The organism is Allobosea sp. OAE752 (assembly GCF_050433265.1).
GTDB classification, from domain to species: domain Bacteria; phylum Pseudomonadota; class Alphaproteobacteria; order Rhizobiales; family Beijerinckiaceae; genus Allobosea; species Allobosea spartocytisi.
Genome location: NZ_JBNPXO010000006.1, coordinates 210997 through 225880 on the forward strand (window position 1 = coordinate 210997; position 14884 = coordinate 225880).

A 14884-nucleotide genomic window follows, 5' to 3' on the forward strand; every position below is an offset into this window, starting at 1 on the left:
CCATGGCGATGCTGGTGCTTGGATCGGCGTGCTGGGCTGCGAACCCCGCTCGAGGCGAGGACGGCACGGGCCGCGAGCTGCATCTCGATGTTCTTCTCGACGGCCAGGCGATCGGCCTGATCGGCGCCTTCCGTCAAAATCCTCGCGGTGACATCCTGGCGCTTCGCAAGGAGCTGGAGGAGCTCGGCGTCAAGGTCCCCGGTGCCTTCAAGGCGGCGGACGAGGTCGCCCTGCTCGCCATTCCCGGCCTGACCTTCCGCTATGACGAGGCGGCGCAGCGGATCGACATCAGGCTGCCGCCGGAGGGGCGCCTGCCCAAGACCTACGACGCGCAACCGTCCAGCGCCACGCCCGCGCCGAAGCCCGAGCGCGGCAGCACCGGCGCCGTCCTCAACTACACGCTCTTCGGAACATCCGAGGACAAGCAATTGAGCAGCTTCTGGCGCTATCCCACCCTGTCCGCGACGCTCGACGCGCGGCTGTTCAGCCCCATCGGCGTGGTCTCGCAGACCGGGATCCTGAGCGACCGGTCGCTTGCGGGAGGATCGACCGAAGCGCTCCGGCTGGAGACGAGCTGGACCTATTCCGACCCGGAGACCCTGCTGACCTACCGTGCCGGCGACCTGATCTCGAGCGGCTTGGCATGGACCCGCCCCGTCCGCCTGGGCGGCCTACAGTTCCAGCGGAATTTCGGGCTGCGCCCCGACCTGATCACGCTGCCGCTGCCCAGCGTCACGGGTTCCGCGGCGGTCCCGTCGACGGTCGACGTGTTCGTCAACGGCGCGAAGGCCATTTCACAGGATGTCGGCAGCGGCCCGTTCCGCATCACCAACATCCCCATCCTCACCGGCAACGGCAATGCCAGCGTGGTCGTGCGCGACGCCTCGGGCCGGCAGAGCGAGTCGAGCCTGCCCTTCGTCGTGTCCAGCAATCTGCTCCGGCCGGGCCTGTTCGACTTTTCCGCCGAGCTTGGCCTGCCGCGCCTGCAATACGGCTTGCGGTCCAGCCTCTATGGCGACGATGTCGCGGGATCGGCAAGCGCGCGTTATGGCATCACCGACACCGTCACGGTGGTCGCTCATGGCGAGGGGACGCGCGGGCTCGGCATGGGTAGCGTCGGCGGCGTCTTCGGCCTCGGTCGCTACGGTGTCCTGACCGCGGCGGGCGCCGGCAGTTGGAACGATGGCCGCATTGGCGGCCAGTCCTATGTTTCGTTCGAGACGCAGCTTTGGGGGGTGTCCTTCATGGCCGCGTCCCAGAGAACCTTCGGAGCCTACAGGGATCTGGCGGCGGTCAGCGGCGTTCCGTTCCCGGGGCTGGGCGGCGGCGTCACCGACTATGTCGCGACGGCGGGCTCGCCGACGCTGAGCGGCGACAGATGGGAGCGGATGCTTCTGCCGCCGCGCGCGCTCGACAGGGTCTCGATCGGCGTGCCAGTGCCGCTGCTGGGCGGAGCGGTCAGCCTCGGCTTCGCCCATGTGAAGCCGGCGCTGGGACGCGCCAACCGGATCGTGAATGCGAGCTATACGCGGCCGCTCTGGGGCGGTGGTTCATTCTACGCCACCTTCTACACCGATCTGGCGGATCGCAGTTCCGCTGGCGTTTTCGCCGGGCTGTCGTTTCCGTTCGGGAGCGACATCACCTCCTCGGCGGGCGCCAGCCGCACGGGCTCGACCTGGTCGCTCGCGGCCGACGTCAACAAGCCCATCGGCCAGGAGATCGGAAGCGTCGGCTGGCGCATCCGCGATGTCGAAGGGCCCTCCGGACAGACGCGGCGGGCGGCGTCCGTCGCCTATCGCGGCGCCGCCGGCCAGATCGAGGCCGGCGTGGCGCAGGGCGACGGAGGTTTCACCGGGACGATGCAGCTCGACGGCTCGGTGGCGATCGCGGGGGGCAGCGTCTTCGCCGGCAACCGGATCGACGATGCGTTCGCCGTGGCGAAGGTCGGCGTCCCCGGCGTCGACGTGCTGTTCGAGAACCGGGTGGTCGCTCGCACCGACGCATCCGGCAGCGCGCTCATCCCGACGCTGCGATCCTATCAGGCCAACAGGATCTCGATCGACCCCCGCGACCTGCCGGTCGATGCGTCCTCGGAGACCACGGTCGAATTGCGCGCCCCGTCGGATCGGGCCGGCGTGATCGTCGATTTCGGCGTCAGGTCGATGAGCAACGCGGCGATCGTCATCCTTCAGGACGCGGCGGGGCGCCCCTTGCGCGTCGGGGCGACGGGCGCGCTTCAGCCCGGTCTCAGGGGGACGAGTGCCGCGGCGCCGGAATTCACGGTGGGCTATGACGGCCGAGCCTTCATCGAGAACCTGTCGGCGGATAACGAGGTGGTCGTGCGGCTTGAGGCGGGATCCTGCCATGCGCGGTTTCCCTTCGCGCCCCGGGACAAGGCGCAAGTCTCGATCGGAGCGGTCCGATGCCAATAGCGCGTGGTCTGCTGTGGCTGTGCCTCTGGACCATGCTCGCGGCGGCAGGGATGCTGCCGGCGGCCCGGCCGGCGAGCGCCCAATCCTGCTCCTTGAGCATCACGCCCCTGGCCTTTGGCGATGTCGACGTCACGGCCAATGCGCAGGTGAACGGAACGGCCACGGCCACGGTCTCCTGCTCGGGTACAATCTTGCCGGTGGGAGTCTGCATAGAGCTGGGGCCCGGCAGCGGCGGCGGCACGAATGCGGCGAATCGCACCCTCGTCAACGGCGCCAACCAGCTCCGTTACGGCCTGTTCTCCGATGCGGCGGCGAGTGTCCCCTGGGGATCGGGGGCGTGGGCGGCAGGAGGCGCATCGCCCGTTGGCTTCAATCTGTCCATGCCCGGCGGCACCGGCAGCCGCAGCGTCACGATCTATGGCCGCGTCTATAGCGGCCAGGCCACGGCTGCGCCGGTGCCTTACAGCAGCAGTTTTTCCGGCGCCGACGCGCAGATCCGCTATGGGCTCCTCTCCTTCCTGCTCGGATGCAATCTGCTGACGGTCACCCAGTCTGGGAGCTTCAACGTCACGGCGAACGTGCCGCCGACCTGCAGGGTCACGACCAGCGACCTGAATTTCGGGCCGGTCGGCGTCCTGACCGCGCCCCATGATGCCTTCACCAGCCTGGCGCCGACCTGCACGAACGGAACCGCCTATCAGATCGGACTCGATGGCGGCCTGTCGGGCGCCACCAATCCGACGCTGCGGCGCATGGTCAAGGGCGGCGAGGGGATCACCTACGGCCTCTACCGGGATACGGCGCGCACCCAGGCGTTCGGAAACACGCTCGGTGCCAATACCCTGGCGGGGCTGGGGTCGGGTCTGGCGCAGACGACATTCGTCTATGGGCGCGTGCCGGCTCAGGCGACGCCGTCGCCGGGCGCCTATGCCGATACGATCCAAGCAACGGTCACCTATTGAGCGCTCGCGCTGTCGTCGAACGCCGCCGCCCTCCAGCGGGTCGGGCGCAATTCCTCCTCCATAATTGCGAATAAATCGCACTTGCAAGTACGGCGGACTTCAAGGTAGCAATGAATTGCTTTTGCAATTCATTGTCAATAAGGATGCCTCAATGCCCGCTGCTTCGCGTCGATCGGTCCTGGCCGGTTTCATGGGCGCCGCCTTCGCCGCCGTGCTGGGCAGCTCGCCAGCCGCCGCCCAGGGCAAGTTCAAGGCCGTCACCACCTTCACGGTGATCGCGGACATCGCGAAAAACGTCGCGGGCGACGCGGCGGTCGTTGAGTCGATCACCAAGCCCGGTGCCGAAATCCACAACTACCAGCCGACGCCGGGCGACATCCAGCGCGCCCAGGGCGCGCAGCTCATCCTCTGGAACGGCCTCGGGCTCGAGCTCTGGTTCGAGAAGTTCTTCCAGAATCTCAGGAACGTGCCGGGCGTCGTCGTCTCGCAGGGCGTCGCCCCGATGGGCATCGTCGAAGGCCCCTACAAGGGCAAGCCGAACCCGCATGCCTGGATGTCGCCCGCGGCCGCGCTGATCTATGTCGACAACATCCGCGACGCCTTCGCGAAGTACGACCCGCAGAATGCCGAGACCTACAAGGCCAATGCGGAAGCCTACAAGGCCAGGATCAAGGCTGCCATCGAGCCGATCAGGGCGGAACTCGCCGCCGTTCCCGCCGAGAAGCGCTGGCTTGTCTCCAGCGAGGGCGCCTTCTCGTATCTGGCACGCGATTTCGGGCTGAAGGAGCTCTATCTCTGGCCGATCAACGCCGACCAGCAGGGCACGCCGCAGCAGGTCCGCAAAGTGATCGACGCGGTGCGGAAGAACAAGATCACGGTGGTCTTCTCCGAGAGCACGATTTCGCCGAAGCCGGCCCAGCAGGTCGCGCGGGAAACCGGGGCGACATATGGCGGCGTCCTCTATGTGGATTCGCTGAGCGAGAGCGACGGTCCGGTTCCGACCTATATCGACCTGCTCAAGGTCACCTCGGGCACCATCGCCAAGGGGCTGGCGCAGTGAACGCGCCCGTCGATGCCAAAGCCCTCCTCGCCGCGTCCGAGGCGGGGGGCGGCATCGCGGTGACCGGTGCGACGGTCACCTACCGCAATGGCCATACGGCGCTGCGGGATGCGAGCTTCCGGATACCTACGGGCACGATCGCGGCTCTCGTCGGCGTCAACGGCTCCGGCAAGTCGACGCTGTTCAAGGCGATCATGGGCTTCGTGCGCCTCGCCACGGGCGATATCCGCGTGCTCGGGTTGACGGTCCGGCAGGCGCTGCGCCAGAACCTCATCGCCTATGTGCCGCAGGCCGAGGAGGTCGACTGGAACTTCCCGGTCCTGGTCGAGGATGTCGTGATGATGGGCCGCTACGGCCGCATGGGCCTGATGCGCATCCCGAAAGCCGCCGATCACGCGGCCGTCGATGCTGCGCTCGCCCGCGTCGACATGGGCGCTTTTCGCAAGCGCCAGATCGGGGAGCTCTCGGGCGGCCAGAAGAAGCGCGTCTTCCTGGCGCGGGCGCTCGCCCAGGACAGCCGGGTCATCCTGCTCGACGAGCCTTTCACCGGCGTCGACGTCAAGACCGAGGAGCGGATCATCGCGCTGCTGCGCGAATTGCGAGCGGAGGGCCGCGTCATGCTGGTCTCGACGCATAATCTCGGCTCCGTGCCGGAATTCTGCGATCGGACGATCCTGATCAAGGGAACGGTCCTGGCCCATGGCCCGACCGCGGACACCTTCACCCAGGAGAACCTGCAGAAGACCTTCGGCGGCGTGCTGCGCCATGTCGTGCTGAACGAGGCGCAGGGCGCCGGACAGGCGCCCGTCGGCGTCGTCACTGACGACGAGCGGCCATTGATGCTGCACGAAGGCAGGGCGGCCCCCCGGGAGGCCGGGATGCGCGAAGGAGGCGGGGAATGATCGCCGTTCTCCTCGAGCCTTTCTCATACGGCTATATGCGCAACGCCATGTGGGTCTCGGCCCTCGTCGGGGGCGTCTGCGCCTTCCTGTCCTGCTACCTGATGCTGAAGGGCTGGTCGCTGATCGGCGATGCGCTGTCGCATGCGATCGTGCCGGGCGTGGCCGGCGCCTACATGCTGGGCCTGCCCTTCTCGATCGGCGCCTTCTTCTCCGGCGGGCTCGCCGCCGGCGCGATGCTCTTCCTGAACCAGCGGACCAAGCTGAAGGAAGATGCCATCATCGGCCTGATCTTCTCGAGCTTCTTCGGGCTTGGCCTGTTCATGGTGTCGCTGTCGCCGACCTCGGTGAACATCCAGACCATCGTGCTCGGCAACATCCTCGCCATCACCCCCGCCGACACGATTCAGCTCGCGCTGATCGGCTTCGTCTCGCTCGGTGTCCTGCTCGTCAAATGGAAGGACCTCATGGTCACCTTCTTCGACGAGAGCCATGCGCGCTCGATCGGCCTCAACCCGACCGCTCTGAAGCTGGTGTTCTTCACGCTGCTTTCGGCCTCGACCGTCGCGGCGTTGCAGACGGTGGGGGCCTTCCTCGTCATCTGCATGGTCGTCACGCCCGGCGCCACCGCCTATCTGCTGACGGATCGCTTCCCCCGGCTGCTGGCGATCGCGGTTGCGATCGGCACGCTGACCAGCTTCGCCGGCGCCTATGCCAGCTATCATCTCGACGGAGCCACCGGCGGCATCATCGTCGTGCTGCAGACGGCGATCTTCCTGCTCGCCTTCTTCCTCGCGCCCAAGCACGGCATGCTGGCCGCCCGTCGCCGCGCCGCCCGCACCCTGGAGGCCGCATGACGATCCTCGTCGAGACGCTGCTCCAGCCCTTCCGCTTCGACTTCATGGTCAATGCGCTGGTGATCGCGGTGGTCGTCGCCATACCGATGGCGCTGCTGTCCTGCTTCCTCGTGCTGAAGGGCTGGTCGCTGATGGGCGATGCGATCAGCCATGCCGTCTTTCCCGGCGTGGTCCTCGCCTACATCCTCGGCTTTCCCTATGCCGTCGGGGCTTTCGCCGCAGGGATGATCTGTGCCACCGCAACGGGCTTCCTGAAGGACAACAGCCGGATCAAGCAGGACACCGTGATGGGCGTGGTCTTCTCCGGCATGTTCGGGCTCGGTCTCGTCCTCTATGTGAAGATCCAGTCCGAGGTGCATCTCGACCATATTCTCTTCGGCGACATGCTCGGCGTCTCCGTGGCCGATATTGGCGGGGCCGCGCTGATCGCCCTGCTGACAGCGGGCGTGATCGGCATCAAATGGAAGGATTTCCTGCTGCACGCCTTCGATCCGGCGCAGGCGCGGGCGGTCGGCCTTCGGGTGAACCTGCTGCATTACGGCCTGCTCAGCCTGATTTCGCTGACGATCGTCGGCGCGCTGCAGGCCGTCGGCATCATCCTGGCCATCGCCATGTTGATCGCGCCGGGCGCCTTCGCTTTCCTGCTGACCCGCCGGTTCAGCACCATGCTGCTCGCGGCGGTCGTCATGGCCGTGATCGGCTCGTTCCTCGGGGTCTATCTCTCGTTCTTCATCGACAGTGCGCCGGCGCCGACCATCGTGCTCCTGCTGTCGCTCGCCTTCATCCTGGCGCTGGCCCATGCGAGCCGCAGGACGCCCGAAACCCGGCCGGATGGTGCCGCGCGTCCACTTCATTAGAACGGGCTGACTTTCAGCGGAACGACGCGGTCATCCCGGGCCGGCCGCGAGGCGATGGGCTGCCGCCTCGTCGCGGAGCCATTGCCGGAACGCGGCGATCGCCGGCCGCTGCGCCGACGCCTCCGGGCAGACCAGATAATACTGGTGCGGACCCCTGACCTGATCCGGGAAGGGCCGGACCAGACGGCCGGCATCGAGATAATCCCCGATCAGGACATTGGTCGCGAGCGCCACGCCCTGTCCCGAGGCGGCAGCCTGCAGGGCGAGAAACGTATGCGAGAAGCGCGGCCCATGGCTCGCGTCGATCTGCGACATGCCCACCGCCGCGAGCCAGCGCGGCCAGGTGACGAAGTCGGGGATTCCCTCCGGGATCTCGTGCAGCAAGGTGTGATGGCTGAGATCCGCCGGCTCGCGCAGCGGCCGGGCCGGATCGCCGAGCAGGGAGGCGCTGCAGACGGGAAAGAAATTCTCCTCCATCAGGAGATCCGCCCGCAGGCCCGGATAGTCGCCGCGGCCGGAGCGGATCGCCACATCGACATTCTCGCGGGCGAAATCGGCCAGGCTCACCGAGACCTCGACCCGCACCTCCAGATGGGGCTGGCGCTCCTTCAGCGAGCCGAGCCGGGGAATCAGCCAGTTCAGGGCGAAGCTCGGCAGGGTGCTGACGGTCAGGACATTCGGCGTCTCCGGGCGCAAGGCCCGCGCCGTCGCCTCGTTGAGCTGGTCGAGCGCCTGCGAGACGGTCGCGGCATAGCGCTCGCCGATCTCGGTCAAGGCGACGCCCTTGCTCGGCAGCCGAATGAAGAGCGGGCGCCGCAGCCAGGTTTCGAGCGCTCTGACATGCTGGCCGACAGCACTGGCGGTGACAGCCAGCTCATCGCCTGCCTTCTCGAAATTGCGATGCCGGGCGGCAGCCTCGAAGGCGCGCAAGGAGGCCAGCGGCGGAAGATGGCGGCGGCTCATGGCAGGCCAAGCTCAACTTGGGCAATGCGAAGAACTTCGCATTTGCTTGACGCCGCGGCAAGGCGCAGATTCCCGGGCAATCAAGTCACCTGAGAGGCATGCCATGTTCGCAAGCCCAGCCACAGCCCAGCTTTCCCTTTCCCATCGCTCGCGCGGCGGCGCCCTGAAACTCCTGCTGCAGCTCGAGGCCTGGCTCGATGCGAGGGCGAGCGCGCGCGCTCTCTATGCGATGGACGAGCGCGGCCTGTCCGATCTCGCTCTGTCGCGCAGCGATGTCGAGCGCGTCAACGCCGACGCCCGCCGGCCGGCCGGAACGGCCTGAGGCGATCGGCGCGGAAAGAGGCCGGCAGTGAAGCGAGGCCGCACGCGACGCGGATGCGCGACGGCCACGGCCTCGTCTTCCGCAACTTCCGGCCGGCGATACGGGTTCCGATCTTCCTGTTTCGCCAACGCGAACGGCCGACCGGCGAGCTGGTCGAGGCCTTCAGCGCCGCCTCAAGCCCCCGCCGGCCTTTCGCGGCGCGCCGGGCTGAGGTCGGGTTGCCCGAGTATTTTCCTCATGCGCATTGGTATCGATCCGCCTCGCCCGAAAATGCCCGCGCGTAGCAGCGGCTAGCCGCTCAGCCTGTGAATCCAGCCGATCTGGCGGTCCACGCAACGCTCGCGTTCATATCCGGCCCGGATCGTTTCGCGTGCGACGTGGCGCAGAGGCGCCATCGCGGGGGCGTGCCGCAGCGCCTCGCCGATGCGCCGCGCCAGCAAGGCGGGGTCGTCGAACGGGGCGAGCAGGCCGTTGATGCCGTCGCGCACCACCTCCCTCACCGGCGGCGTGTCGGAGGCGACGACGAGGCAGCCGCAGGCCATCGCCTCCAGCAGCGACCAGGACAGCACGAAGGGGACCGTCAGATAGACATGTGCCGCCGAGACCTGGAACAGCCTGATCAGTTCGTCATGAGGCAGCCAGGGGATGTGCACGATGCGATCGGCCAGGCCGGTTTCCGCCAGCATCGCTTCGCGCCAGACGCGACCATCGTCGCGTGGGCGGCCATAGCCCGCCCCATCGCCACCGACAGCCACGAAGATCAGGTCCGGATCGCGTTCCGCCAGAATGGCGGCGGCGCGCATGAACTGGGGATAGCCGCGATAGGGGTCGAGGTCGCGCGCGACGAAGGTGACGACCGGCGCGCCCGGCGCGAGCTCGCGGCCATCCGGCAAGGTGAAGCGCGCCTGCGGCTCGGGCCGGCAGAGCGCCGTGTCGATCCCGTCATGACAGACGGCGATGCGCTGACGATAGGCTGTGGGATATTGCCGGCGTTGCCACTGCGTCGGGGCGTAGGCCGCGTCGAGCGTGTCGAGAGCGAGGAGCTGCGCGGCGTTGCGCATGCGGATGCGCTGCCGCTCCGCCAGGGGGATCGGCGCGGTCGCACCGAAATCCAGATCCGATCCGGAACTGCGGTAGTAATATTCGCAGTAACCCATCAAGGCGGCGTCCGGCAGCGCGTCACGCGCGAAGAGAAGCCCGCCCCAGCCAGTGTGCCCGATCACGACATCGGGCGGATCGGTCGTCTTCAGGGACGTCATCATCTGCGCAACGGCCTCCCCGGTGCGCAGATGATAGTCGGTGGCGGCAAGCGCCGGGTGCTGTGTCGATGCTTCCCCGACCGCATAGGTCAGTTGCCGCACGCCGGCCTGCTCCTGCGCAGGGCGTTCGGTGATCAGCGTGACCTCGTCGCCCTGGGCGACGAGGCTCGCGATCAAAGAAGCGAACTGACCAGATCCTGCACGATGAACGAATAGGATATGCATGAGGCCAGTAAGACACCGCCGTAACGGAGGGAATCGTTCCACCACTGCTCCAGACGGCGCAGGGTTTCGTGAGTCGTCAGAAGATCGGCCTCGGTTCCGTTCTCGGAGCGTTGGCTGAACTGGCTGGTTTCGTCGAGCAGGCGCAGCCGCTCGCAGAGCATCTGCCCCTTGGGCGAGAGCGAGATCTTGGCCAGCCGGCGGTCGCGTGGCGACGCCGTTCGATCGAGATAGCCGCTCTCGACGAGCTGCTTGAGATTATAGGAGGCGTTCGAGCCCCCGTAATGCCCACGATCCAGCAGGTCGCGGACCGCGATCTCACCTTGCCCGATGGTTAACAGAATCATCACCTGCGCAGGTGAGATGTCCTCGATGCCGAGCTTGCCCAGCTCGAGGCGCAGATAGTCGAGAAATCTTCGGCTCACGCGCTCGATGACACGGGCCAGATCAAAGGCGGAAAGCCTTCGCTCGGGACCGTCCTCGAGATCGCCATCGCCGTTGGGCTGGTGATGGCCGTTCAAGGATCTGCCTGAAAATTGCCCGCCGCCATGCAATTTGAAGTGCATTCCTTACCCCGTCTGATCGAGTTTTGGACAATCCACCCTTTTTTCTCCCTTTCCCCAGTGAAGCCTATGGCAAAGCACGTGCCATACTGCGTGGCCAAAAGATAAGAATTTATCAAACGTGAATTAGATGGAAACTACTTCGAATTTCGAAATATCCCATAATCACGCCGCATTTGCTGAGTCGCTGCGTGAGGAGATAGAGTTCTAATCTGTCATAATCTTGACACTCCGCGCATATCACGTTCCCAATGCTGACGCTTGGTCGGCGTCGCGCAATGGTGACGTCATCCTTCTGGCTCGGCAACCCTCGCTTTCCGGAGATAGGAATGAAGGCTGTGCAGACCGCCTCCGACGCCTTGGTCAGGGATTTGCAGCGGTCGTTCGTGGGCGGCCTCGGCTATGCCGGCTCTCTCAGCCTGTGCGTGAATCTGCTGCTGCTGACCGTCCCGCTCTTCATGATGCAGGTCCAGGACCGGGTGACCGTCAGCCACAGCTACGACACGCTGACGATGCTGCTCGTCGTCGCGGTGGGGGCGCTCGCGCTCTATGGCACGATCGAGTTCATCCGCTCGCTGACCTTCCAGACCATGGCCAGCATCTTCGCGCGCCGGCTCAACCTGCCGGCCCTGCAGGCGGCGGTGAGCGCCTCGCTCGAGCAGGGTTCGGGCCAGGCGACGCAGGCGATCCGCGATCTCAACGACATCCGCTTCTTCATCGCGAGCTCGGCCATCGCGACACCGCTCGAAGCCGCCTGGTCGCCGGTCTTCCTCGCCGTGCTGTTCATGCTGCACCCCGTCTACGGGCTGGTCGGGCTGGCGTCGCTGATCATCCTGCTGCTGCTCGGGGTGCTCTCGGACATGCTGACCCGCCGGATCCTCAAGGAGGCCAACGAGGCCGGCGTCGCCAGCATCAACGAGGTCGGCTCCAGCCTGCGTCACGCCGAGACGATCGAGGCGATGGGCATGCTGCCGGCGCTGTCGCAGCGCTGGCGCGGACAGCAGCTCGTCATGATCGAGCAGCTCGACATGGGCACGCGCCGCGCCAAGTTCATCGCGGCGCTGACGCGTTCGTGCCGGATGACGATGCAGCTGGCGGTCTATGCCACCGGCGCCGTGCTGATCATCCGCGCGGAGGTCACGGCCGGCACGCTGATGGCGGCGAGCATCCTGCTCGGCCGGCTGCTGGCGCCGTTCGATTCGATGATCACCGACTGGCGGCAATGGGTGCTGGCCGCGACCGCATGGAAGCGGGTGCGGGAGCTGGTGCTGTCGCGCAGCTCGCAGCGCCAGACCGTGCCGACGCCGCCCTGCCAGGGCGATCTGGTGGTCGATCGCGTGATCTTCGCTCCTGCCGGCTCGGAGCAGACCGTGATCAAGGGCGTGTCCTTCTCGCTGGAGCCGGGCGAGGTGCTCGGCATCGTCGGGCCGTCGGGCGCCGGCAAGTCGACGCTGGCCCGGCTGCTCGTCGGCGTCCTCAAGCCGAATGCCGGCGGCGTCTATCTCGACGGCCACAGCACCTATCTCTGGGAGCGCGGCTCCTTCGGGGCCATGGTCGGCTATCTGCCGCAATCGGTCTCGCTCCTGAACGGCACGATCGCCGAGAACATCGCCCGCATGCGGGCCCCCGATCCGCATGCGATCCTCGAGGCGGCGCGCATCGCGGGCGTGCATGAGCTGATCGGCCGGCTGCCGCTCGGCTACGACACCAGCGTGGCCGACAGCGACTTCAAGCTGTCCGGCGGCCAGCGCCAGCGCATCGGCCTGGCGCGCGCGCTCTACGGGCTGCCGCGCCTGATCGTTCTCGACGAGCCGAACGCCAATCTCGACGCCGAGGGCGAGCAGAGCCTGATCCGCGCCGTGGCGGCCGCGCGCGAGAGCGGGGCCATCGTCATTCTGATCGCGCACCGCCCCTCGGTGATGCAGGTCGTCGACAAGCTCCTGATCCTGAAGGACGGCCGCGTGCAGCAATTCGGCCCGCGTGCGGCGATCGCCGGCATGATCACGCCCGGCGGGCGTGTGGAGATCGAGCCGGCCGCGGCGAATGCCGCCCCATCCGCTCCGTCCGTTCGCGAGGTGAAGGCGTGACCGGAAACTCCCTGATCAAACGCCCCGAAATGCTGCCTGTCGCCTCCGCCGCGTGGCAGGAACCGGAGGAGCGCGTGCCGAGCCTGCGCAGCCTGGTTCTCGCCGGGGTGGCGGCGATCGGCGTCGGCTTCGGCGGCTTCGGCGCCTGGGCGGTCACGGCCCGGCTCGACAACGCCGCCGTGGCGAGCGGCGTCGTGGCCGTCGACAGCAAGCGCAAGACGGTCAGCCATCTCGAAGGCGGCATCCTCAAGACCCTGCTCAAGGCCGAGGGCGAGCGGGTCGCCAAGGATGAACCGCTGCTGCGGCTGGAGGATGCCCGCGCCCGTGCGGAATTGCAGCAGCTCGAGGCGAAACGGATCGGGCTGGAGGCGAAGCTCGCCCGCCTCCGAGCCGAGCAGGCGAATGCAGCCGAGGTCGACTTCCCCGACATCGTCGAGCGGGGAGAGAGCCCGATCGCGCGCGAGGTGCTGCGTGCCGAGCTCACGCTGTTCAAGTCACGCGCGCAGGTCCATGACGGCAAGATCAACATCCAGCAGCGCGTCATCGAACAGCATCAGGCCGAGTCCGAGGCGCTGAACGCGCAGATCGACGCCACCATCCGGCAGCGCTCCCTGATCGACGACGAGGTCCGGATTCTCACCGATCTCTACGAGAAGCGCTACGCCAAGCGCAGCCAGCTCGTCGAGCTGCAGACGCGGCAGAGCGAGCTTTCCGGGCGGGCTGGCGAATTCGCGGCGCGCAAGGCCAAGGCCGAGCAGGCCGTGGCCGGCGCCAATCTGGAGATCCTGTCGATCAGCCTCGAGCGGCAGAACCAGATCGCTGGCGATATTCAGGATGCCCAGCTGGCGCTGTCGGAGGTCATCGAGCGCATCGTCCAGGCGCGGGACGTGTTGCGCCGCCTGATCGTGACCGCTCCTCAGGAGGGCATCGTCACCAATATCCGCATGCGCACCGCCGGCAGCGTGATCACGGCCGGCGAGGCGATCCTCGACATCGTGCCGGAGAACGAGCCGTTGATCGTCGAGGCCAAGGTCGACCCGCGCGATATCGATGTGGTACGCGTCGGGGCGCCCACCCGCGTGCGATTGACCGCGTTCAACTCGCGGACCCTGCCGCCGCTGGAGGCGAAGGTGACTTATGTCGCGCCGGACCAGCTCGTCGACGAGAAATCCGGCGTTGCCTATTTCGTCGTGCGCGCCGAGATCGATCCCGACAGCCTGAAGGGCCATAAGATCGTGCTGCATGCCGGCATGACCGCGGAGGTCATGATCGTCAATGGCGCGCGCCGCGCGATCGATTATCTGATCTCGCCCTTCACCGACAGCTTCAACCGGGCATTCCGCGAGGATTGACGCGACCCGAGGCGAGGAGCGGATGGCGAGGGATATTTCGAAATTGGAAGTATATTCTCGGGATTGTCGGAAGAATTGCCGAATAAAATGAAGTCTAAATTTTTGTGCATCGCAAAATAGTCACAATAAAAAGCTTGCTGCGACGCACGCATTGAGTAATCTTCTAAGAGTCGAGCGACGGCGTGACGCTTGCGATGCTGTCGGAACCGTTCCCGGACACAGGATTTGCGGCCGGATTTCCGGACAGGTCCGGGTTCACCAGATCGCTTAGGAGGTGCCGAATGGCGACGATCGAAGGAAGTGCATTCGACGACTTTTTGATTGGGACTCGCTTCAGCGACGTGATCCACGCCGGCAACGGCGACGATTTCGTTCATGGTGGCGACGGGGATGATTTCATCTTCGGCGATAAAGGGGACGACGTGCTTTACGGCGACGAGGGCGATGACGCGCTCTTCGGCGGCAATGGCGACGACATCCTCTTCGGCGGCAATGGCAATGATGTCCTGTCCGGCGGCAATGGCAACGATGTCCTTCAGGGCGGCGCGGGAGACGATATTCTCCAGGGCGGCAAGGGGGACGACGTCCTGTATGGCGGCGACGGCAACGACGTGCTGATCGGCGGCGCGGGCGACGACATCCTCTTCGGCGGCGCCGGGGACGACGTCCTGATCGGCGGCGCCGGACACGATGTCTTCGTCTTCACCGGTGGCGGCGGCAACGACGTCGTCCTCGATTTCGAGGCGGGCACGGACATGCTGCAGATCGCGCATGACATCAACGGCACCGGCGTGGCGACGGCCGAGGACGTGGCGGCGCGCGCGACCACGGTCGGCGGCAACACCGTCATCGATCTCGGCCATGGCGACACCCTGACCCTCGTCGGCGTGACCGCCGAGGACATCCAGGCCGATCCGCACAGCTACTTCTCGATCGCCTGATCGTCCTGACGCGCGTGTCCGTCCGGCCGGCAGCGGCCGGGCGGAAGGCGACGCGCCCGACAACGCTCCGGAGCGCGCGGCTTCCCGGGAGGTGGATTTCCCTCTTCG

Annotated in this window: 13 protein-coding genes; 10 read left to right on the plus strand and 3 right to left on the minus strand. The window is 66.7% G+C overall.

Annotated elements, in window-relative coordinates; all coding sequences use genetic code 11:
• Positions 1–2 precede the first annotated feature (2 nt).
• The 6 genes from GGC47_RS17590 to GGC47_RS17615 all read left to right on the plus strand — a co-directional run bounded on the left by GGC47_RS17590 (position 3) and on the right by GGC47_RS17615 (position 7067).
• Positions 3–2432 carry a fimbria/pilus outer membrane usher protein gene (locus GGC47_RS17590; protein WP_142023121.1) on the plus strand — a complete coding sequence of 810 codons (2430 nt, stop codon included), beginning with the start codon at positions 3–5 and terminating at the stop codon, positions 2430–2432.
• Complete coding sequence (locus GGC47_RS17595; RefSeq protein ID WP_081925387.1) at positions 2423–3394, plus strand: Csu type fimbrial protein; 972 nt, start codon at positions 2423–2425, stop codon at positions 3392–3394. Before GGC47_RS17590 ends, GGC47_RS17595 begins: the two co-directional genes overlap by 10 nt.
• A 151-nt stretch (positions 3395–3545) precedes the next feature.
• On the plus strand, positions 3546–4454 hold the full coding sequence (locus GGC47_RS17600; RefSeq protein ID WP_142023122.1) for a metal ABC transporter substrate-binding protein: 909 nt from the start codon (positions 3546–3548) through the stop codon (positions 4452–4454).
• Positions 4451–5356: a manganese/iron ABC transporter ATP-binding protein gene (locus tag GGC47_RS17605; RefSeq protein ID WP_142023123.1), complete on the plus strand. Its 906-nt coding sequence runs from the start codon at positions 4451–4453 to the stop codon at positions 5354–5356. Before GGC47_RS17600 ends, GGC47_RS17605 begins: the two co-directional genes overlap by 4 nt.
• The gene (gene sitC / locus GGC47_RS17610; RefSeq protein WP_185748043.1) at positions 5353–6210 is read left to right on the plus strand and encodes an iron/manganese ABC transporter permease subunit SitC; all 858 of its coding nucleotides are present in this window, start codon (positions 5353–5355) and stop codon (positions 6208–6210) included. Before GGC47_RS17605 ends, sitC begins: the two co-directional genes overlap by 4 nt.
• Positions 6207–7067 carry a metal ABC transporter permease gene (locus tag GGC47_RS17615; RefSeq protein ID WP_370955071.1) on the plus strand — a complete coding sequence of 287 codons (861 nt, stop codon included), beginning with the start codon at positions 6207–6209 and terminating at the stop codon, positions 7065–7067. The genes sitC and GGC47_RS17615 overlap by 4 nt, the downstream gene beginning before the upstream one ends.
• Before the next feature lie 30 nt (positions 7068–7097).
• Here the strand turns inward: GGC47_RS17615 and gcvA are convergent, their stop codons facing one another.
• Positions 7098–8030, minus strand: a complete 933-nt coding sequence (gcvA, locus tag GGC47_RS17620) for a transcriptional regulator GcvA (RefSeq protein WP_142023125.1) — start codon at positions 8028–8030, stop codon at positions 7098–7100.
• A 103-nt stretch (positions 8031–8133) separates the two neighbouring features.
• Here gcvA and GGC47_RS17625 point away from each other — a divergent pair, with 103 nt between their 5' ends.
• A complete protein-coding gene (locus GGC47_RS17625) occupies positions 8134–8352 on the plus strand; it encodes a YjiS-like domain-containing protein (protein WP_038363236.1) in 219 nt (72 codons plus the stop codon).
• 290 nt (positions 8353–8642) lie between these two features.
• On the opposite strand, the gene GGC47_RS17630 is transcribed toward GGC47_RS17625, so the two are convergent.
• Both GGC47_RS17630 and GGC47_RS17635 read right to left on the minus strand, forming a co-directional pair.
• Entirely contained in the window at positions 8643–9788 is a 1146-nt protein-coding gene (locus GGC47_RS17630; RefSeq protein WP_370955069.1) for a glycosyltransferase, read from the minus strand.
• A complete protein-coding gene (locus tag GGC47_RS17635) occupies positions 9785–10399 on the minus strand; it encodes a MarR family transcriptional regulator (RefSeq protein WP_133565511.1) in 615 nt (204 codons plus the stop codon). Before GGC47_RS17635 ends, GGC47_RS17630 begins: the two co-directional genes overlap by 4 nt.
• Before the next feature lie 326 nt (positions 10400–10725).
• Between GGC47_RS17635 and GGC47_RS17640 the strand changes: the two genes are divergently transcribed.
• From GGC47_RS17640 to GGC47_RS17650, 3 genes are all read left to right on the plus strand, one after another.
• Entirely contained in the window at positions 10726–12483 is a 1758-nt protein-coding gene (locus GGC47_RS17640) for a type I secretion system permease/ATPase (protein ID WP_038363241.1), read from the plus strand.
• Complete coding sequence (locus tag GGC47_RS17645) at positions 12480–13835, plus strand: HlyD family type I secretion periplasmic adaptor subunit (RefSeq protein WP_156115956.1); 1356 nt, start codon at positions 12480–12482, stop codon at positions 13833–13835. Before GGC47_RS17640 ends, GGC47_RS17645 begins: the two co-directional genes overlap by 4 nt.
• A 281-nt stretch (positions 13836–14116) precedes the next feature.
• The gene (locus GGC47_RS17650; protein ID WP_038363243.1) at positions 14117–14776 is read left to right on the plus strand and encodes a calcium-binding protein; all 660 of its coding nucleotides are present in this window, start codon (positions 14117–14119) and stop codon (positions 14774–14776) included.
• Positions 14777–14884: the final 108 nt, after the last annotated feature.